The sequence below is a fragment of the Sphingobium sp. CR2-8 genome (assembly GCF_035818615.1).
In the GTDB taxonomy this organism is placed as follows: Bacteria; Pseudomonadota; Alphaproteobacteria; order Sphingomonadales; family Sphingomonadaceae; genus Sphingobium.
In genome coordinates this window covers 711,751-737,080 of record NZ_JAYKZY010000002.1, presented here as the reverse complement: position 1 = coordinate 737,080, position 25,330 = coordinate 711,751, and the positions used below count along the sequence as shown (strand labels likewise).

The following is a 25,330-nucleotide window of genomic DNA, read 5'->3' as shown; positions in this document are numbered from 1 at the left end:
GTCGGCCGTCCCCCGGATCGCTCGGGGTCCAGCATCGAATTGCGCGCGAAGCTGGCGGAATTGGGCGACTTCTGATGGGTCACAAAGTGCTGACAGTGCGGATCGGACAGCCCCGGCCCGCACTTTTTTGCGTGGAATGACGGGTGCGAATCACCTGCTATTCCATAGCGCACAGGCTGAGTATTCGCCGGGATGCGAAAAAATGCGACGAATGAAGGCAAGGACAACGCATGGCGACCAAAGCTCTCCCAACGATCAGCAACACCGGCGCGAAGAAGCGCATCAGGAAAGTGTTTGGCGACATCCACGAAGTGGTGCAGATGCCCAACCTGATCGAGGTCCAGCGGGAGAGCTATGAACAGTTCCTCCGGTCCGACCCGTCGATCGGTTATGTGTCCGGCCTGGAAAAGACGCTGCGCAGCGTCTTCCCGATCCGCGACTTCGCCGGCACCGCCGAAATGGACTTCGTTCATTACGAGCTGGAAGACCCGAAGTATGACGTCGAGGAATGTCGCCAGCGCGGCATCACCTACGCGGCGCCAATGCGCGTTACCCTGCGCCTGATCGTGTTCGAAGTCGATCAGGATACCGAAACTCGCTCGGTCCTGGATATCAAGGAGCAGGACGTCTACATGGGCGACATGCCCCTGATGACGGGTAACGGCACCTTCATCGTCAACGGCACCGAGCGCGTGATCGTCAGCCAGATGCACCGTTCGCCGGGCGTCCTGTTCGACCATGACCGTGGCAAGACCCACTCGTCGGGCAAATATCTGTTCGCCGCACGCGTCATCCCCTATCGTGGTTCGTGGCTCGATTTCGAGTTCGACGCCAAGGACATCGTCAACGTCCGTATCGACCGCAAGCGCAAGCTGCCGGTCACGGCGCTGCTGTTCGCGCTGGGCCTGACGCCCGAAGAAATTCTGGGCGAATTCTACAACAAGGTCGTGTTCGTCCGTGGCGAAGGCGGCTGGGTCATCCCCTATCTCGCCGAAGCGTGGCGCGGCCTGAAGCCTGCGTTCGACATCGTCGACGCCAAGACCGGCGAAGCGATCTTCCCGGCTGGCACGAAGATTTCGCCCCGCGCCGCCAACAAGGCGGAAAAGGACGGGCTGGAAACGCTGCTGATCCCGACCGAGGAAGTCTATGGCCGCTACAGCGCCTATGACCTCATCAACGAGAGCACCGGCGAAATCTACATCGAGGCGGGCGACGAAGTCAGCCCCGAGAATTTGGAAAAGCTGGACAAGGCGGGCATCGATCGCCTGGAACTGCTGGACATCGACCATGTCGGCACCGGTCCCTGGATCCGCAACACGTTGAAGGCCGACAAGGCCGAAGACCGCGACCAGGCCCTGTCCGATATCTATCGGGTCATGCGCCCCGGCGAACCGCCGACGAAGGAAACCGCCGAAGCGCTGTTCGCCGGCCTCTTCTTCGATCCGGAACGCTACGACCTGTCGGCCGTGGGCCGCGTGAAGCTGAACATGCGTCTCGACCTCAATGCCGAGGACACCGTGACGACGCTGCGGACCGAGGATATCCTCGCCGTGGTCAAGGAACTGGTGAACCTGAAGGACGGCAAGGGCGAAATCGACGATATCGACAATCTCGGTAACCGTCGTGTCCGTTCGGTCGGCGAATTGCTGGAGAACCAGTATCGCGTCGGCTTGCTGCGCATGGAACGCGCTGTCAAGGAGCGCATGTCGTCGGTCGACGTGTCGACGGTGATGCCGAACGACCTGATCAACGCGAAGCCCGCCGTGGCCGCGGTGCGTGAATTCTTCGGCTCCTCGCAGCTGTCGCAGTTCATGGATCAGACCAATCCGCTGTCGGAAGTCACCCACAAGCGCCGCGTGTCGGCGCTCGGGCCGGGCGGCTTGACGCGCGAGCGCGCAGGCTTCGAAGTCCGCGACGTTCACCCGACCCATTATGGCCGTATCTGCCCGATCGAAACGCCAGAAGGCCCGAACATCGGTCTGATCAACAGCCTCGCGACGTTCAGCCGCGTCAACAAGTACGGCTTCATCGAAACGCCGTACCGCAAGGTCGTGGACAACAAGGTCACCGACGACGTCGTCTATCTGTCGGCGATGGAAGAGGCCAAGCACACGATCGCGCAGGCCAACGCCGAAGTGAATGCAGACGGTCATTTCGTCGAGGATCTGATCTCCTCACGCGAAGCCGGTGAATTCCTGATGGCGCCGCGCGACCATATCACCCTGATGGACGTCAGCCCCAAGCAGCTGGTGTCGGTCGCCGCATCGCTCATTCCGTTCCTGGAAAACGATGACGCCAACCGCGCGCTGATGGGATCGAACATGCAGCGTCAGGCCGTGCCGCTGGTACGGGCCGAAGCGCCGTTCGTGGGCACCGGCATGGAAGGCACGGTCGCCCGTGACTCCGGCGCGGCGGTCGCATCCAAGCGGGCGGGCATCGTCGACCAAGTCGACGCGACCCGTATCGTGATCCGCGCGACCGGTGATATCGAAGCCGGTCAGTCGGGCGTGGACATCTACACGCTCCAGAAGTTCCAGCGGTCGAACCAGGACACCTGCATCAACCAGCGTCCGCTGGTCCAGGTCGGTGATCTGGTCGAAGCCGGCGACGTCATCGCCGATGGTCCGTCGACCGAGTTCGGCGAACTGGCGCTGGGCCGGAACACGCTCGTCGCGTTCATGCCTTGGAATGGCTACAACTATGAAGACTCCATCCTGATCTCCGAACGGATCGTGAAGGACGACGTCTTCACCTCGATCCATATCGAGGAGTTCGAGGTCATGGCCCGCGACACCAAGCTGGGGCCGGAGGACATCACCCGCGACATTCCCAATGTCGGTGAAGAAGCACTGCGCAACCTCGACGAGGCGGGCATCGTCTATATCGGCGCGGAAGTGGAGCCGGGCGACATTCTGGTCGGCAAGATCACCCCCAAGGGTGAATCGCCGATGACCCCGGAAGAAAAGCTGCTGCGCGCCATCTTCGGTGAAAAGGCGAGCGACGTGCGCGACACGTCGCTGCGTCTGCCGCCGGGCGTTGCAGGTACCGTCGTGGAAGTCCGCGTGTTCAACCGTCACGGCATCGACAAGGACGAGCGCGCCATGGCGATCGAGCGGGAGGAAATCGACCGTCTCGCCAAGGACCGTGAAGACGAACGCGCCATCCTCAACCGGGCAACCTTCAACCGTTTGCAGGAAATGCTGACCGGCCAGACCGCGTCGGCGGCTCCCAAGGGGATCAAGAAGGGCGTTGCCATCGACGAAACCCTGCTGGGTGAAGTCGAGCGTCACGAATGGTGGAAGTTCGCGGTCGAGGACGACAGCCGTCAGGCGCAGATCGAAGCGATCAAGGGCCAGTATGACGAAGCGGTGAAGTCGATCGTCGACAAGTTCGAGGATCGTGTCGACAAGCTGCAGCGTGGCGACGAGCTGCCCCCGGGCGTGCTCAAGATGGTCAAGGTGTTCGTCGCGGTGAAGCGCAAGCTGCAACCGGGCGACAAGATGGCCGGCCGTCACGGCAACAAGGGCGTCATTTCGCGCATCCTGCCGGTCGAAGACATGCCGTTCCTGGAAGACGGCACCCATGTCGACATCGTGCTCAACCCGCTGGGCGTGCCGTCGCGCATGAACGTCGGGCAGATCTTCGAAACGCATCTGGGCTGGGCTGCCCGTGGCCTTGGCCAGCAGCTCAAGCATGCGCTGGAAGACTGGCGCGAGGCCAATCCGAGCCCGGCGGCGGGCGACATGCCCGACGCGGTCAAGGAACGGCTGCTGACTTCCTATGGTCCGCGCTATGCCGAGCAGATCGAAGGCCGTACGCCTGAGCAGATCATCGATCTGGCCGAGCATCTCCAGCGGGGCATCCCGATGGCGACGCCGGTGTTCGACGGGGCGCGCGAAGCCGACGTGTCGGCGATGCTGTCGCTGGCGGGTCTCGCCACATCGGGTCAGTCGGACCTGTTCGACGGCCGCACCGGCGACCGGTTCGACCGCAAGGTGACCGTAGGCATCATCTATATGTTGAAGCTGCATCACCTTGTCGACGACAAGATCCATGCCCGCTCGATCGGTCCCTACTCGCTCGTCACGCAGCAGCCGCTGGGTGGTAAGGCGCAGTTCGGTGGCCAGCGCTTCGGTGAAATGGAGGTCTGGGCGCTCCAGGCCTATGGCGCGGCTTACACGTTGCAGGAAATGCTGACGGTGAAATCGGACGACGTGGTCGGCCGCACCAAGGTCTATGAGGCGATCGTCAAGGGTGACGACACGTTCGAGGCCGGCATTCCTGAAAGCTTCAACGTGCTGGTCAAGGAAATGCGCTCGCTGGGCCTCAACGTCGAACTCGCCACGATGGACCCGGTTTTGGACGAAGACGGCATCGCGCAGGCGGCGGAATAAGGATCAAGGGGCACTGTCTCCCGAAGGCAGTGCCCCTCCCCTTCTTCGCCCGGAAATTTACCCTCTAGAGGGACTGTTATTATGAATGAACTGACCAACTTCGCGAACCCGGTCGTCAAGGCCGAAACCTTCGACCAGATCCAGATCGGCCTTGCCTCGCCCGAGCGCATCCGGTCGTGGTCCTTCGGCGAGATCAAGAAGCCGGAAACCATCAACTATCGCACGTTCAAGCCCGAGCGTGACGGCCTGTTCTGCGCGCGCATCTTCGGTCCGATCAAGGATTATGAATGCCTGTGCGGTAAGTATAAGCGCATGAAGTATAAGGGCATCGTCTGCGAAAAGTGCGGTGTCGAAGTCACGGTGAGCAAGGTGCGCCGCGAGCGCATGGGCCATATCGAGCTGGCCGCGCCGGTCGCGCATATCTGGTTCCTGAAATCGCTGCCCTCGCGCATCGGCCTGCTGCTCGACATGCAGTTGAAGCAGCTTGAGCGCGTGCTGTATTTCGAAAGCTATATCGTCATCGAGCCGGGCCTGACCTCGCTCGACAAATATCAGCTGCTGAACGAAGATGAACTGCTCGACGCGCAGGATCAGTATGGCGAAGACGCCTTCTCCGCCGGGATCGGCGCGGAAGCGGTCAAGCAGATGCTGATGGACCTCGACCTGGAAGGCGAGAAGCAGATCCTGCTGGACGAGCTGGCCGTCACCAAGTCGGAACTCAAGCCCAAGAAGATCATCAAGCGCCTCAAGGTCGTCGAGAGCTTCCTGGAATCGGGCAACCGTCCCGAATGGATGATCCTGGACGTCGTGCCGGTCATTCCGCCGGAACTGCGTCCGCTGGTGCCGCTGGATGGCGGTCGTTTCGCGACGTCGGATCTCAATGATCTGTATCGCCGCGTCATCAACCGTAACAACCGCTTGAAGCGCCTGATGGAACTGCGCGCGCCGGACATCATCGTCCGCAACGAAAAGCGCATGTTGCAGGAAGCCGTCGACGCTCTGTTCGACAATGGCCGTCGCGGCCGCGTGATCACCGGCGCGAACAAGCGTCCGCTCAAGTCCCTGTCCGACATGCTCAAGGGCAAGCAGGGCCGCTTCCGCCAGAACCTTCTGGGCAAGCGCGTGGACTATTCGGGTCGTTCGGTCATCGTGACCGGTCCTGAGCTGAAACTGCATCAATGCGGCCTGCCCAAGAAGATGGCGCTCGAACTGTTCAAGCCGTTCATATACGCGCGCCTCGACGCCAAGGGTCTGTCCATGACCCTGAAGCAGGCGAAGAAGTGGGTCGAGAAGGAGCGCAAGGAAGTCTGGGACATCCTGGACGAGGTGATCCGCGAGCATCCGGTCATGCTCAACCGCGCACCCACGCTGCACCGTCTGGGCATCCAGGCGTTCGAGCCCGTACTGATCGAAGGCAAGGCGATCCAGTTGCACCCGCTGGTCTGCTCGGCCTTCAACGCCGACTTCGACGGCGACCAGATGGCCGTCCACGTTCCGCTTTCGCTGGAAGCCCAGCTCGAAGCGCGCGTGCTGATGATGTCGACCAACAACATCCTGTCGCCCGCGAACGGCAAGCCGATCATCGTGCCGTCGCAGGACATGGTGCTGGGCATCTATTATCTGTCGATGGAGCGCGAAGGCGAGCCGGGCGAAGGCATGCTGCTGTCCGACATGCAGGAAGTGCATCAGGCGCTGTTCACCAAGTCGGTGACGCTGCACACCAAGGTCACGAGCCGGGTGCCGCAGACCGACGAGGCGGGCAATCGCTACCTCAAGCGCTATGAAACGACGCCGGGCCGCATGCTGCTGGGCGAATGCCTGCCGCAGAGCCACAAGGTGCCCTTCGACGTCGTCAACCGCCTGCTGACCAAGAAGGACGTGGGCGACGTGATCGACGAGGTCTATCGCCACACCGGCCAGAAGGACACGGTGCTGTTCGCCGACGCCATCATGGCGCTGGGCTTCCGCCACGCGTTCCAGGCCGGCATTTCCTTCGGCAAGGATGACATGGTCATTCCGGACTCGAAGGAAGGCACCGTCGCCGAAACCAAGGCGCTGGTGGCCGATTACGAGCAGCAATATCAGGACGGCCTGATCACGCAGCAGGAAAAGTACAACAAGGTGATCGACGCCTGGAGCCGTTGCGGCGACCAGGTCGCGAACGCCATGATGGACGAGATCAAGGCCCAGCCCAAGGATCCGCAGACCGGTCGCCTCGCGCAGATCAACTCGATCTACATGATGGCGCATTCCGGTGCGCGTGGTTCGCAGGCGCAGATGAAGCAGCTGGCCGGCATGCGCGGCCTGATGGCCAAGCCGTCGGGCGAGATCATCGAAACGCCGATCATCTCGAACTTCAAGGAAGGCCTGACCGTCCTTGAATATTTCAACTCCACCCACGGCGCGCGTAAGGGCCTGGCCGATACCGCACTCAAGACGGCGAACTCGGGCTACCTGACCCGTCGTCTGGTCGACGTCAGCCAGGACTGCACCATCGTCGAGGAAGATTGCGGCACCGAAAAGGCGCTGGAGATGAAGGCGATCGTGCAGGGCGGTTCGGTCATCGCATCGCTGGGCGAACGCATCCTGGGCCGCACCACGGCGCAGGACATCGTCGACAGCAAGGATGGCAGCATCGTCATTCCGATCGGCACGCTGCTGGACGAACCGATGATCGCCAAGATCGAGGCGATCGGCACCCAGGCGGTCAAGATCCGCAGCCCGCTGATCTGCGAAAGCCGGATGGGCGTGTGCGGCAAATGCTACGGCCGTGACCTGGCCCGTGGTACGCCGGTGAATATCGGTGAAGCGGTCGGCGTCATCGCGGCGCAGTCCATCGGCGAACCGGGTACGCAGCTGACCATGCGGACCTTCCACATCGGCGGCGCGGCGAACTTCAACGAAACGTCGAACCTGGAATCGATGGCGGACGGCACGATCGAACTGCGTGACATGCCGACCATCACCGACAAGCATGGCCGTCGCCTGAGCCTTGCCCGCAACGGCGAGATCGCGATCATCGACAGCGAAGGCCGCGAGCGCGAAACCCATCGCCTGCCTTATGGCGCCACCATCCTGTTTGCAGATGGCGACGCCGTGAAGAAGGGCGAGCGGTTCGCCGAGTGGGATCCCTTCACCATGCCGGTGATCACGGAAAAGCCCGGTATCGTGAAATATGTCGACCTGATCGACAGCAAGACGCTGACCGAACAGACCGACGAAGCCACGGGTATCGCCCAGCGCGTCGTGACGGAACATCGTGGCGCCGCGCGCACCAAGGAAGACCTTCGCCCGCGCCTTACCCTGCTGGACGACCAGTCGGGTGAAGCTGGCCGCTACATGCTGGCGGTTGGTGCGACGCTGTCGGTCGATGACGGTGCGCAGGTTCAGGCCGGCGACGTACTGGCGCGTGTCAGCCGTGAAGCGGCCAAGACCCGCGACATCACCGGTGGTCTGCCGCGCGTCGCCGAACTGTTCGAAGCCCGCAAGCCCAAGGACAATGCGATCATTGCCAAGGTGTCGGGCCGCGTGCAGTTCCTCAAGGATTACAAGGCGAAGCGCAAGATCGCCATCAATCCCGAGGATGGCGGCGAGCCGGTCGAGTATCTGATCCCCAAGAGCAAGGTGATCGACGTTCAGGAAGGCGACTTCGTGAAGCGCGGCGACAACCTGATCGGTGGTTCGCCCGATCCGCATGACATCCTGGAAGTGCTCGGTATCGAGCCGCTGGCCGAATATCTGGTCGCCGAAATCCAGGAAGTCTATCGCTTGCAGGGCGTGAAGATCAACGACAAGCACATCGAAACGATCGTTCGTCAGATGTTGCAGAAGGTCGAGATCATCGAGTCCGGCGACACCACCCTGTTGGTGGGCGAGCAGATCGACCGCGAGGAAATGGACGAGATCAACGCCAAGCTCCAGCCGGGCTTCGCGCCCGCCGCTGGCAAGCCGGTGCTGCTGGGCATCACCAAGGCGTCGCTGCAGACCCGCAGCTTCATCTCGGCTGCGTCCTTCCAGGAAACCACCCGCGTCCTCACGGAAGCGGCGGTCCAGGGCAAGAAGGATACGCTCGTCGGCCTGAAGGAAAACGTCATCGTTGGCCGCCTGATCCCGGCGGGCACCGGTGCGGGCATGAACCGCCTGCGCGTGGCCGCTTCGTCGCGTGATGCGGCGCTGCGGGCCGCGTTGCGCGCGTCCAGCCAAGTCGACCTGATCGCGCCGAAGACGGCTGCTGCCGAACGTGCGGCCGAACTGGCACAGGGTCCGGAAGCGGCGATCGGCAACGATCCATTGGCAGCTGTCGAGGGCGAAACCCACGGCAGCGATGCGGATGCGGGCGATTACCTGCTCAAGAGCGACGGCGAATAACGTCTTTGAAAGCTTGGGAGCCGCTTCCTATATGGGAAGCGGCTCCCAGCCCCTCTCCGCCCGTCAAGGGAAAGAGGTTATGCCCGCCGGACGCTCAGGCGCTCCGGCGGGCTTTCTTTTTGTCGGTGCGGGTTCAAGATGTGCGTTCGGAGTCGTCAACTGGGCGACGATACGGGCAGTAGAACTCAGTCGGCCGACTTCCAAAAAGTCGGTCGAATGATTTTCAAACCCTCTTGACCGGGACAAAAACCGCGCCTATCTGCGGCTTCCCAAGCGCGACGCGCGCAGGATTGATGCCCGATCCTCTAATGGTAAGAGAGCGGACTCTGACTCCGTCAATCAAGGTTCGAGTCCTTGTCGGGCATCCACATTCTTCTTCCGAACATACTGACTTCATTGAAAAAAGTGCCAGATCGGCTCTGACCGTTCCCCAGTTTGTTCCCTCATTTCATTCTGAACAACGACGAACAGGCGCGAACGGATTCTTCATCTGTGGCGACCATCACATGGTCCGTGTTTGACCACGGAGATGCCTGATGACCGCGTTCCGGCCAATTCCTCCCGCGCCGCTCTCGCCATGCTTGATGCGCCAATCATCGACGCCCATATCATTTTATCGGACCCTGCTGCGGCGGGCCTTGTGAAAGGCTATGCACTTCTCCTGACGACCTAAGACGCCGAAGGCACATACGAGGCGGGAGACAGCCGGATGTCGCGTGAGACTTGGGAGAGGATCATCGCCCATAATAAGATCGATGGTGTCTTCTCGACCGGCTCCGTCCGCATAACGGATGGTGATCAGGACGACGGCCCGCGACTGACTGCAATTGGCATTCGGTTCGACGCAAAGTCCATCGCGTCTGCTGCAACTAAGCATGGGCTAATGACAGCAAAGGCTATCGACCCTCCTACCCCCTTAGAATCTGCGCCTGATCAATCCACGCCCCCCCGCCATCGGTCACGAGCAGAAGCATAAAGCGCCATGTACGCATCATTCCACAAGGCGCTTTGCAACTTACCATTGACGAAGTGATGGCCGTTTTAGCGGTAGGGCGGACCACGTTACACAAGCTGATAAATGACGGCACTTTAGAGATGAAGAAAACCGGCGGGCGGTCGCATGTGACGACGCTCAGCGTGCGCACCTACATGGAAAGGTAGCAGCATGGATTGCCGCCAGGCGTCCGTGCGCCAGCAGGGCTAGCTGTCATCGAAAAGGGCATAGCCGTCATCGTTCGCCTGCCGAATTAACTTGGTTGCGCACGTGTTAACCCTGCCCTACTCCATATCACACCCGTTCATTCAGGGTAGGATGGGGCTAGATGACGAACGCACAGGTAGGCGCGGGGGTGTCGTCGGATGCAGTCGCCATGTCGCGATTGACGGATAGGCAGCGCGACTGCTTGCGGCTTTTGGGTCAAGGTTACCGGATTAAGGAAATTGCGATCCGGCTTGGAAACTCGCCGGAAACGGTCAAGCAGCATCTCGCGGCCGCCCGGAAGATCCTACAGGTATCGACCAGCGTCGAGGCAGCACGAAGTTTCATCGCATTCGAGCAGACCACGACCGGCAATATCTCCCTAGGTGACTGCATCGTTCTGGAGGATTGCGAGCAGACAGAAATAGAGGCCCCTCCCCCGAAATGGGTTAACCCCTCGTCTCCTCTTGCCGAGGCGGCGGGTTCACCCCCAAGCATTGTTCCAAGCAGGGGGTGGCGCCGATGGCTTGGTCCATTTGGTTGGCTGATCCCTGCTTATCGGGGAGCGACCAATGATCTCTCAGCGGTCCAAAGGGTTATAATTCTGGTCATTCTGCCTCTGGCCATCATGTTGGTGTCAGTTGGCGCACTGAGCAGCTACGAAACACTTTTGCGTATCCTCATCCGCTTAACCTAGTCGGCCTGCCATCAGGCCGATCGCCACTGGGCTGCGAGAGCAGTCCAAAGGAGATGAATCATGTCTTCAGTCGTCACCCTGCGCCAACGCCAGTCGGCCCTTCATAGCGAAGCCCCAAAGGTTGCGAACAAGCTCCGGGCAACCGAAATCGCTATCGACACCAGCATCAGCCATCTAGCAGGTTTGACGGCAATGCTGGTCGATGCCCGCGTGGACGCGCAATTGTCGGCCATCTATGGTCAGGATGCTCTGTCCAGTCTGGGTGAGGCGCTGAACACGATGATCAAGGGACGGGCTTCGGTTGTTGACGCACATAGCCGTCTTGCCGACACCGGCAAGCAACTGCGCCTGGATGTTTCGGCATTCGGAGGGCTTGAGCAAAAGCCGGCCATGCCTTGATGTAGTAGCCTGGAGCACAGCTGCTTGACCCTTCTCCTCTGGTATCTGAACTGGTTGTACGTGCCGGTGATCCTCATCCTTTCGGCACTCTGGGGCGGGAAGTATGAGAGAATTGGGGTGTGCCTGTTCCTGCTGGCTTTGGTGGGAACCCATTTTGCCACCTCGGCCTTACCAGTCAGATACCGGAGCGTTGAGCTGGATGTGCTCCTTATCGATGGGCTTCTGGCGGCAGCGCTGATCGCGCTGTCGCTCAAGAGTGACAGGTTCTGGCCGCTATGGGCAACGTCATTTCATCTGCTCACCATATACACGCACATGGCCATGCTGATGGCGGTGTCGATAGTCGCATTCCCTTATGCTTTTCTGGCCGGATGGTGGGCATGGCCGACACTGCTGTCGATGGCGATCGGCGCTTACGGCTATCACCGGAGGAAGCGGCAGCAGAAGTTCGCCGTCTGAAACAGCAATGGATCGCCGACAAGATTTCGCGCTTTCGGGGCTTAAAGCGCGAACGCCTCCAATTTTTCTTTTATGATGGCGATCTTTCGAAGCCGGTCGGCGACATCTATTTCGAAGGCCAGATTGACCAGGTCGAGTACGATTTACCTCTCGTGCTTCGATCAGCCTTACTACGCTGCGGCTCGATGATCGTGATGGGCCATAACCATCCTTCTGGCCAAGCCCAGCCCTCGCGACAGGACAGAGATGAGACAAGGCGCGTGATAGCCGCTTGCAATCTGCTCGGCCTTATCATGCATGACCATTTCATCGTGGCAGATAGTGATTATTTCAGCATGCGAGATGCTGGGCAACTCTAGCATAGCCGCCGCCCCGTCCATACTACCCGCCCAACCACCTGCACCAAGTCAGGTCCAAGGTCCTGCCATCCTGGATACAGAGAATTGTCGCTTAACAAGCTGAAACGCCCCTTTCGCGGCCCCATGGCAATACGCTTTACCATCAGCACTCCGTCGAGCCGCAACACATAGACCCCGTCGCGCAGGCGTCCGGCATTATCGTCATGATCGACCATGATGTCGTCGCCGTCGTTCAGCGTCGGTACCATCGATTCGCCTTCAACCCGGATGATGGAAACGCCTTGCGGTCGCACCCCAAGATATCGCAGCCAACGGGCATCGAACGCCATCACGCCCCCCGCCTGCTCATTCTCGTCCAGCGACCCCTGCCCCGCCGACGCACCCAGCGCCAGCCGCGGCACTGCGATAGCCGTTGGCATACCAAGTGCGGCTGCAGGCGTGAGGGCAGGTTCCCTGGCCCCGCCCAACATCTGTTCCGGCACGCCAAAATAGCGGGCCAAGACCTGCCGGTCCGCCTCATCCAATTTCCGTGGTGTCCCGCGCTTTATGAACTGCTGGATATAGGCAGGATTGCGACCAAGAAGACGAGAGAGATCGGCATAGTTTTCGCCATTCCTAGCGATCAGCCGATCCAACACCAGGCGAGGATCGATTTCGGCATAATCGTCTTCAAGCATGTTGGCGTCCAACCAGCGGGTCACGAGATAAAAAGCACCAACTCAAGTGCCCCGTCCACTACAAACACGTAACTACTCCGAAATGGATAATCCTCCGGTTCTGCCTGATCGACACGTCGGTTTCCGTTGCCCATGATCGGACGATCGATTCGGGGGAATAAGATGGAAAGGCGGACGTTCTTTCTTTCATTGCTGGCTGTGGCCGCTGTAGGCGCAGGGGATGAGGCCGACGCCATAGGAAGACGCAGAACGAGCAGTCGGCGTAGGGTCCGCGGATACTCTGGCGGCGGCGGATCCAGGGGAACCACAAATAGCGGAAGCTGCCCGTGTAACGGTGGGGACGTATGCGTGGGCCCGCGTGGCGGCCGCTACTGCATTACCTCGGGCGGCAACAAGCGATACGGGGTCTAAGCTAAGGGATAAGGCCGAAGTGTCGAGCCGCGGCCAGGGCCTTCTCGTCGCCTGCCTGAAGTTGGTCGGCCAGGTATTTGATCCCGTCCGCTCGTCTGACCTCCATGAACTGTCGCGCCTGTCCGCCCCGCTTCAAGGAAGTGCTCGGCCCCGGACCAGTTCCTGCCTCCTTCGATATGCTGATTGAGTTCATCGATATCGCCACCATCGGCCAGCAACCTGACGCAGATGAGGGGGCGGCTGATCTGAACGGTTACGGGCCATTTCAACCACCAGCCGCCTCATCAAGTGCTAAATGTGAGCGGCAACCTTACTGCTGCACGATCGCAGCCACCGGTGTCGGGCTGAGTGCGACGGGTACAGCCATCGGGGCCGGTGCCGCTGCCTGAGTGAAAACCAAAGGCACATCCTCGCCGATGAAGCCCTTGATCTGAGCGCCGGAGTCTATGCGAGCACTGGTGCCAGTGGTGAAGAAGCCAACGACAGGCACGAGCAGCACCGCTGCGACTACACCACCTGTGCCAGTGACGCCCTTATCATCGAAAGTGCCTGTGAGACGGATTTGCCGCCCATTGACGCTGACATACTGCAAGGCTGCGGTCAGATGCCCGGACTTGCCCCACATACCCTTGTTGCGGACTTCCGTGATCTCACCCGTCGCTGGCGAGCCGACAGGAATGACGATCTGACCACCGACCGATACTGCTTCAGCAACCGACATTCGGAAATGCTGCCCCACGCGCAGTTTCTTTCCCTCCGTCGATAGGCCCTCTTCCATCTTCAACTGAATTTCAGTGCCTGTGCGAAGGACCTGCGCGCTGTCTGGGCCGACCGAGAGAGCGGCCGTAGCGGACGGCGCAATCTGGGCGCAGACGACGGTAGGAAATGCGATGGCACACGCCGCCGCGACAAAAGCGAATTTCATAGACATCCCCCCAATGGCCGTCCCCACGGCCGCCAAGCGAGGTTGGCCCGCACTGCCCTTAAAGTCAAGCGAACGGAATTCTATATGCCTTTGCAATTCGCCTACTTTCGATGCGCCAGCAGTAAGATGCGATCTGAACACGGATTCCACATATTGCCTTTCATCAAGAAGCGGGCATGAGAGGTAATATGCGTAAAATCTATCTGCTTGCATTACCCCTCCTTACAGCCACGCAAGCACATGCCTGGGGTCCAACAGGCCACCGGATCACCGGCGCGATAGCTGACGAAAACCTGAGCGGCGTTGCGCGCGCCAATGTCCGCATCCTGCTTGGCAGCGAAGACCTGGCAGAAGCAGCGACATGGCCAGACGATCAGAAGTCCAATTCAGCTGATTTTTGGCAGAAGCAGGCAAGCCCATGGCATTATGTAACCGTCCGTGAAGGCGATGATTATCAGCCGTCAGATGCCCCAGCCGAGGGCGACGCGATGACGGCCCTCCACCGTTTCACCGCCACCCTTCGTGATCCCAAGGCGTCGATCGAGGATAAGCGCCTTGCATTGCGCTTCCTTGTCCACATCATTGGCGACCTTCACCAGCCGCTACATGCCGGCGGAGGCAATGACCGCGGCGGCAACGACTTCAAGGTGACATGGTTCGGTAAGTCGACCAACCTGCATTCGGTATGGGACTCGGCCATGATCGAACAGCGCTCCTTGTCCTATTCGGAATATGCAGGCTGGCTGTCGCGATCGATCACGCCGGAACAGGTGATAGGCTGGAGCGATCCGAACCCGTCGACCTGGCTTCGCGAGAGCATCGCCTTGCGCAAAACGGTCTACCCCACCAATCCCAGCATATCGTGGGACTATGCCTATCAGCACCGCAACGAGATGGATGATCGGCTGAAGCGCGGTGGTGTGAGGATCGCTGCCTATCTGAACCGGGTGTTCGATGCTCCAGTGACGCCGACAGCAGCAACCAAGCCAAAGCGGAAATGACATGCCACTTGGCGCTGCCCATGAAGAAGTCGGCATCCTGATCGGTGATGGCGTCTATCCCGTGCTGAAGATCGAGGGCGGCGGCAAGTGGCGCCTTGATCCGTCCTGCCGATACCGGCACCTCATCGGCCAGAGAGTCCGGGTGTATGGCACACGCGCGGACTTCGATCTTCTGGATGTCAAACGGATTGAGCCAGCCTGAAGCGCGGGTCTATCTTCCTAAGCGACTCACTCCTGGGTCGATTGCAGGACGAACCACTATGAAGATCGTTGTTGCTCTCATCGCCGCAGCTTCCCTCGCTGCCATCCCCGCGGTTTCCAACGCCGCGCCTTGTCGGGATGCAAAGGGAAAGTTTATCAAATGTCCGGAAACAAAGGCCCCGCCCAAGAAGTGTAAAGACGCCAAGGGCAAGTTCGCCAAGTGCGGCACGCCCGGCGCGAAACCCGCCTGATATGAAAAGCATCGCCTTCACGGTCATGATGGCCGCAACCCTTTCCATCGCGTCCATGAGTGGAACGGCTGAAGCTCGTCGCAACTATGGGGGCAAGCATCACACCTCCAGCCATGGCGGCCAATATTCCGGCGCGCGTAGCGGCTCCAGTCACAAGGGTGGACGCTATAAAAACTCTCGGACAAGCAATCGTTACGGCAGGCACAGATGATGTAATGGACGGGGGCGTCGGCTCCCGTCTTTCATACCCCCTGTCCTACACGATCACATTTTGTTCTCATGCGCCAATGAAGCGCGACCCTGATCTGATTCGAGACCTGATGCTGACGCTGGAGGCTGCCGACGGGGCTGAGGCGCTGATGGTGCCGGCGCTCTCCGGCTATCCTTAACATCAGGTTGACCACCACTTCCGTTTACTTGCCGAAGCCGGATTGACGGCTGCTGCATACACCTCCCGCGACGCAAGGCGCTGGATCGGCATAAGGCTCACCTGGGCCGGGCATGACTATCTCGACAAGATTCGTGATCCTGCCATCTGGCGGCATACCAAGTCGGCGATGACCAAGGCCGGATCGTGGTCACTGGAAACCATGGGCGCAATCACGAAGGCTGCTATCATGTTGAAACTGGAGACGTTGGGTATTGGCACTGCCCCATGACAATGACCGAAGATCAAGTAATGCTGGGTGCCGCAATGATGCTGCTAAAGCGACACGGCGAGCGCGCGCCATCGAAGGTGGCAGAACGAATTGGTGAGCTTGTAAGCGAAGGCGATGATGTCGGCGTTGCCGTGTGGAAATCCATCGCCCATCACATGGACGCCATACTGCGCGCCGGGCCGGTTCAATGACATCGTTATTTTAAGGCCGCTGCATCAGCGCTTTACCATTACCAAACCGAAACGGATTAAGTTTCGTATCTGCCGAACGGGATCAACAAAGTAACAGCGCGGCATGCACACGCTTTTCCGGCATTCGATTTCGCCATCAAGCATTGAGGATTTCATCAACCCGGCTGACGGCAAGCTCTACGATGCTCTTCTCGAATCCGTCCGTGAGGACATCCGCGTGATAGGCCAGAAGGTCGAGCTGCTTAAGCTGCTTTCCGGTGAATCCCGAAGGTGATGTGACGGGCGGCGTTCAAATATGTGGGCATAGATGAGGGAACGAGTTTCCGAAGGCGCGACCAGCACTATGCATTATCTATTTTTGGGCCATTTGCATGACATGGTAGGAATATAACCCCCGAATTGACTGTTTCTCAGTCGCTCTCTGGGGTGGCGCACTGGGTCCAGAGGCGGCGCGAACAGTAAGATTTCCCATCTTATACACGCACGACTGGCCGATAGGGGACTGTCCGGTTCGGCGCCGGTTTGCGCGGATAGCTGACGCTTACGCGGAGTCGGCTGCCGACCAAATTGCGTCGTTCGCCAGCCGAGCTCTGAACGGCAGCATCTGCAAGCACCTGTCATTCGCTCCGCGCGAAGCAGTCTGGCATCAGCCAAGCGACCCGCCCCCCGTAGCGTTGCAGGCCGTCCGGAGCTCTATGGTCACGGACTGAGCGTACGAAAGAACTCTTCGAGCTGCGCGTCGATCACCTCGAACGGCTCTTCGCCGTTTTCGCGCATCTCGAGCATGCCTATAAGATCGGTCGCGCTGAGGAATACGATCATCTTCTGGTGCTCGAGCCAAGCCCGGCGCCGTTGGACAATCGCCTGCGGCGCCGGAAGTTCGCGCGAGACCAGCAAGCCGAATTGCCGCTTTGCCGGGATCCAGAGATACTGTTGGATGGATTCAACTTGCTTGGGGCCGATCGGCCCGGTGTAATTCTTGTACTCAGCCACCGCAAACCGGGTTCCATACTCAGCACGGACCAATGCCCAGGGCGGACTTCCAGCGCGGATGGGAAATATTGCGTCCATGATGTCCAGGCCATCGTCGGTTCTCGTTTGTTGGTCAGGCGGTCCAAGGTCGGGCTTGAATATCTCGGTTAGGATCTCGGTGCCCCAATCCTCAAACATGCTCCAATCGTCTTTGCCGGCCTTTATGGCAACGAGTCGGTCTTCGAACTGCGCTGAAAGCGGGCGAGGCGGCATTGGCGCCGCGGCCGCGGTCGCCATCATCTGGAGCAACTGCGATGCCGCCGCGCTGTTCGCCGCAGCGTTCGCAACATTGGGGAAGCGCTGCAACAGCCGACGAACGTCGTGTCCCGTCCACACGTCCAGGCCATCCTCTTCCACGATGGCCTGTCGCGCCGCTGAGGACAGGTCACCGGACACGACCAGCAAGCCCTTGGTGTTGGGCATCTGGAGCCGGGCGCGGGCAATGTCGCCGGAAAATTGGCGCACGATGGCGCTTGGGATAGGCTGACGATAGTGTTTAACTTCGACGATCATGCGTTCGCCGGTCGGTGATATTGCTTCGAAATCGGGGGCGTTTTGGCCCGGTCGCGACTGTGCGATCACAGGTGACCCGGATTGAGAGAGCAGCGCGCCAACGAGGAGTTCGAAATCCTGAGGACTAAGGCTTTTGAAGTCGAATAGCTCGTCGTTCGATGATGTGTCCGACAATCGCATCACTCCGTTTTCAGCGTCACGCTGAGCTGAGCGGCGGGGGTACCATCTGGTCACTTCTCTGATCAATTCGAAACGCTCTGGCCGTTAGAAGATCGCATGGGGATTCTGGTGAACAGGGATGCGCGAGGCATCTGCGGACCAAAGTTGGCCGTTTACATTTGGACCGGTGACATCCGGGTCCTTACGAAAGCTGCCGATCAGATCAAACGAACCGGACGAGCGGCAGCGCGCCATAAGCTTTTAACTTAACGCTGCTCCGCCCCATTTAAATAGGTCACTATGTTTTATGTCGTCGGATCGAAGCCCGTAACGCTGTATCAAGAATTTCTCGACGGCATCTCGGTCTGAAAGGGCGGGGCTCCCTTGCAACTGCCAGCCAGCTGCGAGCGCGCCATGAAACCCTTGCCTGTTGGCGATGAGAAGTTCGTCCGTGAAGAGCGCCGGGTCCAACGCATCCCGCACCCGCTCCTTTTGATCGAACATGCCGCGCACTTGCTCTAGCTGCTCTGCCGTCGCACTATCGTCCGTGATCGGGAAGCGAATATTTGCCGCCGCGTTAGCGACAATCGACAGGATCTCCCAATCCAGCATACCCTCCCGGTGCCAGCTTTCGAGGAATACGCGGCGATCCGGTCGAGCAAGTAAACGGCGGAGCGTGTGCCGGATGCAACCGGCAGCTCTCTCGTAGCGCTCCCCGATTGACTGCAATGCGGATTCCTTGTCATAGCCCTGCCCAGGCCCCTGTGGGGAGCCAAGCTGCGGATGCTCGCGGGACGCGAATGAGCGTTCGCGCGCAAGCGGTTCGAGATCTAGCCGCTCTTCTTCCAGAAAGAGGTCTTGGAGCATCGTCTCGCGATAGATTTCTCGGTAGGGCCTGCCCACGAAAATCCGGTCCAGCGCCATGCGGACGAGCGGCCCCGTTCGTTCGGTCAAGGTGCGATGGGGCAGAACAGAGCATAGGCTGATGAGGACGGCCGTCATCTTCCCCGCCGACCGGATCCCCTCCTCAATGTCCGCGGCAGCTTGGTCGTTCGGCGGGAGGCGCACCGAGAAGGTGATCCCCTGTCCCTTCGCCCAACCCTTACCCTTCGACACACCGACGTCCTCAGGCCCCGTCGCCAGAGCGAGCTCCATCCGGACGATCGTCGGCAACAGCATGAGATCGACACCCCCCAGCGTTGCCTGTACAATCTGCAGCTGTGCGACGAACTCTTCCGCGATGGCAGTGTGGCCGTAAGTGTTTTGAAAGGTTGCTACCCATCGAACGCCGAGAGCGCGCCACTCGATAAGGCGCTGCTTTCCCAAGTCGCCAAACGGGCGGCCGATGAATGCTTCTTCGATACCCTGCCAGACATCATCCTGACCGCCCTTGAACCAGAAGCCGTCGGTACCGTCCGACGAAGCGACGACTGAGTGGCGTAGATGCTCTGGCCAGCGCGCAAGAGCCTGGTCGACGATTGCCATGTGCGCGCTTCCAAGGCGTCCCGTAATGCCGCGCAACGCCGCGACCTGACCGAGGTGTGCGGTCAGTTCTGGATGGCGATCCTGGTCGAATGGATCAGGCTCGAATGCGAAATGCGCGCCGATGACGGGGAGCAAAGTCTGAACATACGAGAGAGAGTTGCCGGCGGCATCATCCGCGTCAGCGACGAGCATGAGCATTTGGGGAAGCTGGGCCTTTACCTCGGGTCGCTCACTATGCTGCGCGAGATAGCTACCGACGAGCGCCATGTATTTTGCGGCATAGGCGAGACCGAGTTCGAGGTAGGATTTGGAGAGGAGAAATGTCGCGCGTTGGAAACCTTCGAGGCGATCTCCGCTGAACCAGCGGTGCTGAATGCGATGAAAGTCGTGTACCGCCAGCAGCAGGTCATCTTGCTCGTAGCGGAGAACTGCGCGGTCGAAGCTTTTGTCGGCCGCGACTGCGGGGCCGGCCTTCTTGGCAACAAGATCCTCCGCGCGCTCCGCGAGCGCCTCGAAGCGAGGGTGATTGCCGAGCATGGGCGTTAGCTTATTGAGAAAGTCCGTGAAGTCCTCGATCGGGAATAGCGGCGCGCTGTGGGCAGCGTCGAGCATGCGTTCCCAATCGTCGAAGCCAGCGCTGAGATCGGGCGCTGTGTCGGCCGCTATCGGCACGGTCGCAAGTGATGCGCGGATACGAAGCAAGGCGGCGAGGCGCCCAGGGCCCTCCGATGCGTCAACCTCGCGGTCGAGGATTGTTGCGATTCTACCACGCCAAACGAGCACTTCGGTCAGATCGCCTGAGAAGTGGCCCAGGACCCATGCGCCAAATGCGTAGCTCACGAGCGTTGCCGCATCTTGTAGATCCGAGGGCGCGAGCCACGCATCGACATCCGAAAAGAAGTCGACGATCAAATGTTTGGCGGGATCGAGATCGGTCTTCCCGCGAAGGTTCGCGACGGCGATCTCGTAAGCCGCAGCGCGCGCCATCTCGCGTAGGCAAGGTTCGACGCGAAACGCCTCTGTGAGTTTTAGCCATTCAAGAAGATCTGGTCGGCCCTCCTCGTTGAACGTTGCGTACCTGAGCCCGGACTTCACCTCAAAGAAGTCCGACGTGCTGAACGACATCGGTTCCCTGCCGCGCCACCGATCGCGGTGCTTCGGATACCAGCTCTGATCTCCGGCATGCGTGGGGAAGGCGTCGGCGGGAAGGTGTAGATATTGCTGCGCGATCCAGAAGACGTCGGCGTCCGCCAGCATTTCAGCGATTGCGGTCCCGTCGAAGATCTGAAGTTCGAGGCTGTGCTCGGATGTAGCCCAACGTGTGAGTTCGAGCCGCTTTTTAATCGGGACATTCGCTTCGCAAAAATACGCGATCGCATCAGCCGTCCCAGGCGCGGCCATCGTTTTGACGTCAGACTTGATCTTGGAAGTGATCTTGGTTGCCAGCGAGCATCCGAACCTGACGCGTCGCAATCCGGAGCTTAGCTCGTTCGAAACAGCACTGATTGGCCGCGTGATCGAGCTACGATAGGTTTCGAAGTCGCGACCCTCATCACCGCCAGCGCTCACCGGTCCAGTAGCGGGCAGGATGTTGCTGTGCACCTTGGCCCGCGCCAGATAGCGCGCGAGATGTTCGAACTCATGATGCGCGTTGCGCGCCTTCATCTCGCTGAGGTTGAAGCGGATCATCGCGACGAGCTGGACTTTGTTCATTCTGGCAACGGCTTTTCAGATATTCACATGGCAAAGCCTAGAGTAGCGCGCTTTGACATTTGCGTCGCGCTGGTTGTTGAAGCGGTGCAGGTCCGCCCTTGCGGGTTCATGCTGAAATTCCGCCGAATTCCAGTCAGCCTTCAGCCGGCAAGGCTTTCGCATTCGCGTTCAATTTACCGATCGTCGGCCTACGACCGCTTCTGACAAGACCCGTCTTTCGCCCCAAGCTGGCGAACGACAGCTTCGTCCCAGCCCCGGCCATAACCGGACTGATCGCTCGTAGGCCCGAGACTTTTCAAATTGAACGGCTTGAATGGGCGCACTCGGCAGAATTCCGTCAGTCACGCATCGACCCTACACCGTCAGACTGCAGCTCGATCCCAAAGCAGCATTAATGACGTAATCGCTGCGTCGATCTGCGATAAAGGTACGCCGTCTCTGGCTTCCACTGATATACCGCTCAGAAAGGAGCTAAACATCCCTGCCATTGCGGCAGTGTCAGTACCTGGTGAGAACTCTCCGTCCGTTTTAGCTCTCTCAACATGCCGTTGGATCCCTTGTCGGTTGCGTTGACGCTCCTGGACCAGAATCGCCTCGACCTGCCGATTTTCTGGCGAGCAGTTGCTGGCGCCGAGCATGATCAAGCAGCCTGGCGGATGCGATTGCGCCGTTTGCATAGCGGCCGATTTGCGCAGTGCCGTCTCGATTGCGTCGCGCGGAGCGAGCGTATCGTCCTTGAGGCTGGCGGTCACCTGGCCATAGGATTCGATGTAATGGTCTACAACGTCTTGGAACAACGCCTCTTTGGACGTGAAAGCCGCATAGAAGCTGGCCGACGATAGCCCTCCCATGCAGGACCTGAGCTGCGACAAGGACGTTGGCTCATAACCTTGAGCCCAAAAAAGCATCATTGCCGCATCGATGGCGGCGGCTCGGTCAAAAGTGCGCGGGCGTCCTGTGCGTGGCATGCCGTCCTCATTTATGGATCAATCATTCTATAAATCATTGCCATCCGGCTGTCACTAGCGTACTTATGGATCGATCAATCCATAAATGTGAAGGTTTCCATGCCTAACAAAGAATTCAACCGGGCAAGCGATCCCATGCCAGTTTCCGCACTTCTAGCGCTCGCAATGACGGGCTTCATCTGCATCGCCACCGAAACCCTGCCAGCCGGACTGCTGCCGCAAATTTCCTCGGGCATGGACATTTCATCAGCGCTCGCGGGCCAGACTGTTACTGCTTATGCGATCGGCTCACTGATCGCTGCCATCCCCCTCAGCATCGCGACGCAGGGGTGGCGACGGCGCAGTGTGTTGTTGCTGACGATTGTCGGTTTCCTCGTCTTCAACTCGATCACTGCACTTTCAAATAACATACTGCTCACGATGGCAGCCCGGTTCATGGCCGGCATGTCGGCGGGATTAGCCTGGAGCCTGTTGGCGGGATACGCGCGCCGGATGGTTGCACCCGAACAACAAGGCCGAGCGATGGCGATTGCCATGGTTGGAACGCCTGTAGCCTTGTCCCTCGGTGTTCCCTTCGGAACCTGGCTGGGTGCCGCAGTCGGCTGGCGTTCTGCTTTTGGTGTAATGTCACTGCTGACGATCGTGCTGATCCTGTGGGTGCTGGCGAAGGTTCCCGATTATCCCGGTCAGGCCCGCAGCGCGCGCATGCCGCTTTACCGCGTTCTCACTAAACCAGGGGTTCGTTCCGTGTTGGGGGTCGTCGTCTGCTGGATGCTCGCACACAACATCCTTTACACCTATGTGGCGCCGTTCGTGACGCCTGCTGGTCTGGCAGACCACTTAGATCTCGTCCTGCTCACATTTGGCATGACAGCCTTGGTCGGCATATGGCTGACCGGGAGGCTGGTAGATCATTTTCTGCGGACGGCCGTGCTGGCCAGTCTTGCTCTGTTCGCGCTGGTCACGGTGACGCTTGTGGTGGGCGCCAGGTCCGTCATCGTTATCTACGCCTGCACTGCGATCTGGGGACTGACTTTTGGCGGCGCAGCAACTTTGCTCCAGACCGCCCTCGCAGATGCTGCTGGCGACGGCGCCGACACGGCTCTGTCGATGAATGTCGTTGCCTGGAACGGTGCGATCGCTGCGGGCGGCCTTGCTGGCGGTTTTATGCTTGAGGCTTGGGGTGTCGCAGCATTTCCCTGGGCCATGCTCGCGTTGATATGCATTGGATTAATGGTGGCATGGTCATCACGCGTGCACGGCTTTCCCGCAGGAAGCCGCACTGGAGACATGGCGGTGATAGGACATTGATTGAACTCGGCGGGATTGGGGGACGTCGCCTTGGCTTTCGGCCTCCCATGTTTGAGCGAGGGAAGCTGCGGGAATGACAACTTCGTCCGAAACCAAATCATGATCCAAATGTCCGCTTCCGGGAGCGAGAATATCGTTCTCGAACGGCGAAAATGGGCGCAACCCGGTCACGCGGAACGACCAGCTTCTGACCGCGTCATACCTGCATGAGCAACGACCCGTACAACCTGAGCCGCTTCCTCGCCGCCCAGCAGTCCGTTTATGCGGCCGTCCTTGCCGAGTTGCGCCAAGGCCGGAAGACCAGCCACTGGATGTGGTTCATTTTCCCCCAGGTCGCTGGCCTGGGCCGCAGCTCTACGGCACAGCATTACGCCATCGCGTCACTGGACGAGGCGCGCGCCTATTTAGCGCACCCCACACTTGGTGACCGCCTGCGAGAATGTGTGGTGACGCTGGAAGACCTGCCACACAGCAGCAGCCCGGCAGGCGTGCTCGGAGAGGTGGACGCCATGAAGCTACGATCGTCCCTTACCCTGTTCGAGGCTGCCACGGGCGGTGACCTGTTCAGCGCCGCGCTGGACCGCTGGTTCGGCGGCGTGCGCGACGATGCCACCCTTCGGCTGCTGGCACGGCAATAATATCAACGCGTCAGCATTCCGTCATCGAACGCGAGCGGGTAACTGATATGGGGCTGGCGATCGGGATCTGGAGCAAATGCATGAGCAATCCGTCAAAGCCATGGAATGGGGCGCTGGTCCGTAAATGGCTGGCGCGCCGGTTGGACGTGTCGAAGCTGGATCAGGCGGCGGCTGACCGACGTGGCTATGAGGCGCGCGATGACTATGACAAGGCCGCCGCCGAGGAATGGGTGTGCCGTGCCCTTCAGGCTCCTGATTGCACCGAAGAGCAGGCCCCGTTTGCCCAGCGCCTCAAGGCGCTGATCGGCCAGGAGGAATATCACGCAACCGGCGTTTACGACGATGTGCGGTTCGAGCGCCATGTTCGCAGCCATCTGAGGAAAGTCGCCAAGATGGCGAAGGCGAATGATGGGTTCGAGAAAATGCTGCATCATCAGTGAGCTGCATGCGTTGGCCGGTCTGCACGCAGGCCATTTCCGAAACCCAGCCTGCACAGCCGCAGGCGTAGCTGCCAACCCGCCTTCCGATCATCCCTTCTCAAGCCGCCGGACCAATGCCCTGATCTGCTCCATGGGCACGAGCGTGGCGCTACCCAGCTTGAGGATCCTGATCTCGCCATCGGCGATCAGCTCATAGAATTTGCTGCGTCGGATGCCCAGCATCCGGCAAGCGTCGGGAACGCGCACCGTGATCGGCTCGAACCCATCGGGGGCGGGAAGGTCTGTTGCCTTCAGCGCGCGATGCTCCCGGCTCATTGCAAACTCCTCAGCTTCAAGGTGGCGGGGTCGTCCGTGGCGGGCGCGGCTTTCCCGGCGAACCGATCAGCGATCTCGTCGATCAGCTGCGCAAACATCCTGGCCCCCACGGCCTGCGCCGCCTCGTCGACCGGATGCATGGCGCCCATAATCAGCTGATGCCGGACCATCCGCGCCAGCACTTCCCAGACCAGGCCCTGGTTGCGGCGCAGCCATTGGGTATCGCGCTCGATCCGGGTCAGGCGGATACCGATGCTCTCGTCGGATTTGGGTGCCTGCCGCCGATTGAACCAGGCGTCGAGCGCCTCGACCAGGATTTCGGACCGCGCGCGGCCTGAGCTCTTCGCCAGATGGTCGAGCCGCTTGCTCATCTCCTCGGGCAGGAACAGTTGATGCCGGGTCTTGTAGCTTTTCATAGGATGTCGCCTGCCCATGGGGATGTCGGGTGGCAGCGGACCAGCCCTTTGCAGGGGGAACATAAGAGCGATCCGCTACCGTGGGCGATTATCGCCGTCCGACCTGTCGCAAGGCTATGATGCTGATGGGCGCAGATCGGCTCGGATCGG

General features: G+C 60.0%; 23 protein-coding genes, 1 tRNA gene and 1 pseudogene. 18 read left to right on the top strand and 7 right to left on the bottom strand.

What is annotated here, in order from left to right:
- Nucleotides 1–230 precede the first annotated feature (230 nt).
- The 8 genes from rpoB (at nucleotide 231) to U5A82_RS07470 (ending at nucleotide 11,874) form a co-directional block, all read left to right on the top strand.
- Complete coding sequence (gene rpoB, locus U5A82_RS07500) at nucleotides 231–4,394, top strand: DNA-directed RNA polymerase subunit beta (RefSeq protein WP_326289850.1); 4,164 nt, start codon at nucleotides 231–233, stop codon at nucleotides 4,392–4,394.
- A gap of 81 nt (nucleotides 4,395–4,475) precedes the next feature.
- Nucleotides 4,476–8,762 carry a DNA-directed RNA polymerase subunit beta' gene (rpoC, locus tag U5A82_RS07495; RefSeq protein WP_326289848.1) on the top strand — a complete coding sequence of 1,429 codons (4,287 nt, stop codon included), beginning with the start codon at nucleotides 4,476–4,478 and terminating at the stop codon, nucleotides 8,760–8,762.
- A gap of 294 nt (nucleotides 8,763–9,056) precedes the next feature.
- A tRNA-Gln gene (locus U5A82_RS07490) sits at nucleotides 9,057–9,130 on the top strand.
- A gap of 640 nt (nucleotides 9,131–9,770) precedes the next feature.
- Complete coding sequence (locus U5A82_RS21710; protein ID WP_442802160.1) at nucleotides 9,771–9,923, top strand: helix-turn-helix domain-containing protein; 153 nt, start codon at nucleotides 9,771–9,773, stop codon at nucleotides 9,921–9,923.
- A 161-nt stretch (nucleotides 9,924–10,084) separates the two neighbouring features.
- Entirely contained in the window at nucleotides 10,085–10,657 is a 573-nt protein-coding gene (locus tag U5A82_RS07485) for a helix-turn-helix domain-containing protein (RefSeq protein ID WP_326289846.1), read from the top strand.
- 60 nt (nucleotides 10,658–10,717) lie between these two features.
- Nucleotides 10,718–11,056: a hypothetical protein gene (locus U5A82_RS07480; RefSeq protein ID WP_326289845.1), complete on the top strand. Its 339-nt coding sequence runs from the start codon at nucleotides 10,718–10,720 to the stop codon at nucleotides 11,054–11,056.
- A gap of 24 nt (nucleotides 11,057–11,080) precedes the next feature.
- Nucleotides 11,081–11,515: a hypothetical protein gene (locus tag U5A82_RS07475; protein ID WP_326289843.1), complete on the top strand. Its 435-nt coding sequence runs from the start codon at nucleotides 11,081–11,083 to the stop codon at nucleotides 11,513–11,515.
- Nucleotides 11,437–11,874: a JAB domain-containing protein gene (locus U5A82_RS07470; protein ID WP_326289842.1), complete on the top strand. Its 438-nt coding sequence runs from the start codon at nucleotides 11,437–11,439 to the stop codon at nucleotides 11,872–11,874. Before U5A82_RS07475 ends, U5A82_RS07470 begins: the two co-directional genes overlap by 79 nt.
- Here U5A82_RS07470 and U5A82_RS07465 read toward each other — a convergent pair.
- Complete coding sequence (locus tag U5A82_RS07465) at nucleotides 11,871–12,551, bottom strand: S24 family peptidase (RefSeq protein ID WP_326289840.1); 681 nt, start codon at nucleotides 12,549–12,551, stop codon at nucleotides 11,871–11,873. The two genes, U5A82_RS07470 and U5A82_RS07465, sit on opposite strands and share 4 nt — an antisense overlap.
- Before the next feature lie 721 nt (nucleotides 12,552–13,272).
- Nucleotides 13,273–13,887 (bottom strand): hypothetical protein, encoded by a 615-nt coding sequence (locus tag U5A82_RS07460; RefSeq protein WP_326289839.1) that lies wholly within the window; start codon nucleotides 13,885–13,887, stop codon nucleotides 13,273–13,275.
- A gap of 188 nt (nucleotides 13,888–14,075) precedes the next feature.
- Here U5A82_RS07460 and U5A82_RS07455 point away from each other — a divergent pair, with 188 nt between their 5' ends.
- The 7 genes and pseudogenes from U5A82_RS07455 (at nucleotide 14,076) to U5A82_RS07425 (ending at nucleotide 16,464) form a co-directional block, all read left to right on the top strand.
- Complete coding sequence (locus U5A82_RS07455) at nucleotides 14,076–14,888, top strand: S1/P1 nuclease (protein ID WP_326289838.1); 813 nt, start codon at nucleotides 14,076–14,078, stop codon at nucleotides 14,886–14,888.
- A 1-nt stretch (nucleotide 14,889) separates the two neighbouring features.
- Nucleotides 14,890–15,090, top strand: coding sequence for a DUF5818 domain-containing protein (locus tag U5A82_RS07450; RefSeq protein WP_326289836.1), 201 nt, complete (start codon nucleotides 14,890–14,892; stop codon nucleotides 15,088–15,090).
- 58 nt (nucleotides 15,091–15,148) lie between these two features.
- A complete protein-coding gene (locus U5A82_RS07445; protein ID WP_326289834.1) occupies nucleotides 15,149–15,340 on the top strand; it encodes a hypothetical protein in 192 nt (63 codons plus the stop codon).
- 215 nt (nucleotides 15,341–15,555) lie between these two features.
- Nucleotides 15,556–15,729: a hypothetical protein gene (locus U5A82_RS07440; protein ID WP_326289833.1), complete on the top strand. Its 174-nt coding sequence runs from the start codon at nucleotides 15,556–15,558 to the stop codon at nucleotides 15,727–15,729.
- A 15-nt stretch (nucleotides 15,730–15,744) separates the two neighbouring features.
- Nucleotides 15,745–15,999 (top strand): annotated as a pseudogene (locus tag U5A82_RS07435) (DUF2513 domain-containing protein); the annotation flags it as partial.
- Nucleotides 15,996–16,190, top strand: coding sequence for a DUF6961 family protein (locus U5A82_RS07430; protein ID WP_326289832.1), 195 nt, complete (start codon nucleotides 15,996–15,998; stop codon nucleotides 16,188–16,190). The pseudogene U5A82_RS07435 and the gene U5A82_RS07430, both read left to right, overlap by 4 nt.
- 103 nt (nucleotides 16,191–16,293) lie before the next feature.
- The gene (locus tag U5A82_RS07425; protein WP_326289831.1) at nucleotides 16,294–16,464 is read left to right on the top strand and encodes a hypothetical protein; all 171 of its coding nucleotides are present in this window, start codon (nucleotides 16,294–16,296) and stop codon (nucleotides 16,462–16,464) included.
- A 425-nt stretch (nucleotides 16,465–16,889) separates the two neighbouring features.
- Here the strand turns inward: U5A82_RS07425 and U5A82_RS07420 are convergent, their stop codons facing one another.
- The 3 genes from U5A82_RS07420 to U5A82_RS07410 form a co-directional block, all read right to left on the bottom strand.
- Nucleotides 16,890–17,915: a restriction endonuclease gene (locus U5A82_RS07420; RefSeq protein ID WP_326289830.1), complete on the bottom strand. Its 1,026-nt coding sequence runs from the start codon at nucleotides 17,913–17,915 to the stop codon at nucleotides 16,890–16,892.
- Nucleotides 17,916–18,155: 240 nt separating this feature from the next.
- A complete protein-coding gene (locus U5A82_RS07415; protein ID WP_326289828.1) occupies nucleotides 18,156–21,092 on the bottom strand; it encodes a hypothetical protein in 2,937 nt (978 codons plus the stop codon).
- A 362-nt stretch (nucleotides 21,093–21,454) separates the two neighbouring features.
- Complete coding sequence (locus tag U5A82_RS07410; RefSeq protein ID WP_326289827.1) at nucleotides 21,455–22,060, bottom strand: TetR/AcrR family transcriptional regulator; 606 nt, start codon at nucleotides 22,058–22,060, stop codon at nucleotides 21,455–21,457.
- A gap of 165 nt (nucleotides 22,061–22,225) precedes the next feature.
- Here U5A82_RS07410 and U5A82_RS07405 point away from each other — a divergent pair, with 165 nt between their 5' ends.
- The 3 genes from U5A82_RS07405 to U5A82_RS07395 all read left to right on the top strand — a co-directional run bounded on the left by U5A82_RS07405 (nucleotide 22,226) and on the right by U5A82_RS07395 (nucleotide 24,449).
- The gene (locus U5A82_RS07405; RefSeq protein WP_326289826.1) at nucleotides 22,226–23,371 is read left to right on the top strand and encodes an MFS transporter; all 1,146 of its coding nucleotides are present in this window, start codon (nucleotides 22,226–22,228) and stop codon (nucleotides 23,369–23,371) included.
- A 206-nt stretch (nucleotides 23,372–23,577) separates the two neighbouring features.
- Nucleotides 23,578–24,009, top strand: a complete 432-nt coding sequence (locus U5A82_RS07400; protein WP_326289825.1) for a DUF1810 domain-containing protein — start codon at nucleotides 23,578–23,580, stop codon at nucleotides 24,007–24,009.
- An 80-nt stretch (nucleotides 24,010–24,089) separates the two neighbouring features.
- The gene (locus U5A82_RS07395) at nucleotides 24,090–24,449 is read left to right on the top strand and encodes a hypothetical protein (RefSeq protein ID WP_326289823.1); all 360 of its coding nucleotides are present in this window, start codon (nucleotides 24,090–24,092) and stop codon (nucleotides 24,447–24,449) included.
- A gap of 87 nt (nucleotides 24,450–24,536) precedes the next feature.
- Here U5A82_RS07395 and U5A82_RS07390 read toward each other — a convergent pair whose 3' ends face one another.
- Both U5A82_RS07390 and U5A82_RS07385 read right to left on the bottom strand, forming a co-directional pair.
- Nucleotides 24,537–24,764, bottom strand: a complete 228-nt coding sequence (locus tag U5A82_RS07390) for a helix-turn-helix domain-containing protein (protein ID WP_326289822.1) — start codon at nucleotides 24,762–24,764, stop codon at nucleotides 24,537–24,539.
- On the bottom strand, nucleotides 24,761–25,180 hold the full coding sequence (locus U5A82_RS07385; RefSeq protein WP_326289821.1) for a ribbon-helix-helix protein, CopG family: 420 nt from the start codon (nucleotides 25,178–25,180) through the stop codon (nucleotides 24,761–24,763). Before U5A82_RS07385 ends, U5A82_RS07390 begins: the two co-directional genes overlap by 4 nt.
- Nucleotides 25,181–25,330 lie beyond the last annotated feature (150 nt).

What these genes read in the sequence shown, in the direction of transcription:
- U5A82_RS07395 (WP_326289823.1), top strand. Translation starts at nt 24,090, where the DNA reads ATGAGCAATCCGTCAAAGCCATGGAATGGGGCGCTGGTCCGTAAATGG.
- U5A82_RS07445 (WP_326289834.1), top strand. Translation starts at nt 15,149, where the DNA reads ATGAAGATCGTTGTTGCTCTCATCGCCGCAGCTTCCCTCGCTGCCATC.
- U5A82_RS07410 (WP_326289827.1), bottom strand. Translation starts at nt 22,060, where the DNA reads ATGCCACGCACAGGACGCCCGCGCACTTTTGACCGAGCCGCCGCCATC.
- U5A82_RS07485 (WP_326289846.1), top strand. Translation starts at nt 10,085, where the DNA reads ATGACGAACGCACAGGTAGGCGCGGGGGTGTCGTCGGATGCAGTCGCC.
- U5A82_RS07385 (WP_326289821.1), bottom strand. Translation starts at nt 25,180, where the DNA reads ATGAAAAGCTACAAGACCCGGCATCAACTGTTCCTGCCCGAGGAGATG.
- U5A82_RS07425 (WP_326289831.1), top strand. Translation starts at nt 16,294, where the DNA reads ATGCACACGCTTTTCCGGCATTCGATTTCGCCATCAAGCATTGAGGAT.
- U5A82_RS07480 (WP_326289845.1), top strand. Translation starts at nt 10,718, where the DNA reads ATGTCTTCAGTCGTCACCCTGCGCCAACGCCAGTCGGCCCTTCATAGC.
- U5A82_RS07455 (WP_326289838.1), top strand. Translation starts at nt 14,076, where the DNA reads ATGCGTAAAATCTATCTGCTTGCATTACCCCTCCTTACAGCCACGCAA.
- rpoB (WP_326289850.1), top strand. Translation starts at nt 231, where the DNA reads ATGGCGACCAAAGCTCTCCCAACGATCAGCAACACCGGCGCGAAGAAG.
- U5A82_RS07415 (WP_326289828.1), bottom strand. Translation starts at nt 21,092, where the DNA reads ATGAACAAAGTCCAGCTCGTCGCGATGATCCGCTTCAACCTCAGCGAG.
- U5A82_RS07390 (WP_326289822.1), bottom strand. Translation starts at nt 24,764, where the DNA reads ATGAGCCGGGAGCATCGCGCGCTGAAGGCAACAGACCTTCCCGCCCCC.
- U5A82_RS07470 (WP_326289842.1), top strand. Translation starts at nt 11,437, where the DNA reads ATGGCCGACACTGCTGTCGATGGCGATCGGCGCTTACGGCTATCACCG.
- U5A82_RS07465 (WP_326289840.1), bottom strand. Translation starts at nt 12,551, where the DNA reads ATGCTTGAAGACGATTATGCCGAAATCGATCCTCGCCTGGTGTTGGAT.
- U5A82_RS07400 (WP_326289825.1), top strand. Translation starts at nt 23,578, where the DNA reads ATGAGCAACGACCCGTACAACCTGAGCCGCTTCCTCGCCGCCCAGCAG.
- U5A82_RS07420 (WP_326289830.1), bottom strand. Translation starts at nt 17,915, where the DNA reads ATGCGATTGTCGGACACATCATCGAACGACGAGCTATTCGACTTCAAA.
- rpoC (WP_326289848.1), top strand. Translation starts at nt 4,476, where the DNA reads ATGAATGAACTGACCAACTTCGCGAACCCGGTCGTCAAGGCCGAAACC.
- U5A82_RS07460 (WP_326289839.1), bottom strand. Translation starts at nt 13,887, where the DNA reads ATGAAATTCGCTTTTGTCGCGGCGGCGTGTGCCATCGCATTTCCTACC.
- U5A82_RS07430 (WP_326289832.1), top strand. Translation starts at nt 15,996, where the DNA reads ATGACAATGACCGAAGATCAAGTAATGCTGGGTGCCGCAATGATGCTG.
- U5A82_RS07405 (WP_326289826.1), top strand. Translation starts at nt 22,226, where the DNA reads ATGACGGGCTTCATCTGCATCGCCACCGAAACCCTGCCAGCCGGACTG.
- U5A82_RS07450 (WP_326289836.1), top strand. Translation starts at nt 14,890, where the DNA reads ATGCCACTTGGCGCTGCCCATGAAGAAGTCGGCATCCTGATCGGTGAT.
- U5A82_RS07440 (WP_326289833.1), top strand. Translation starts at nt 15,556, where the DNA reads ATGGACGGGGGCGTCGGCTCCCGTCTTTCATACCCCCTGTCCTACACG.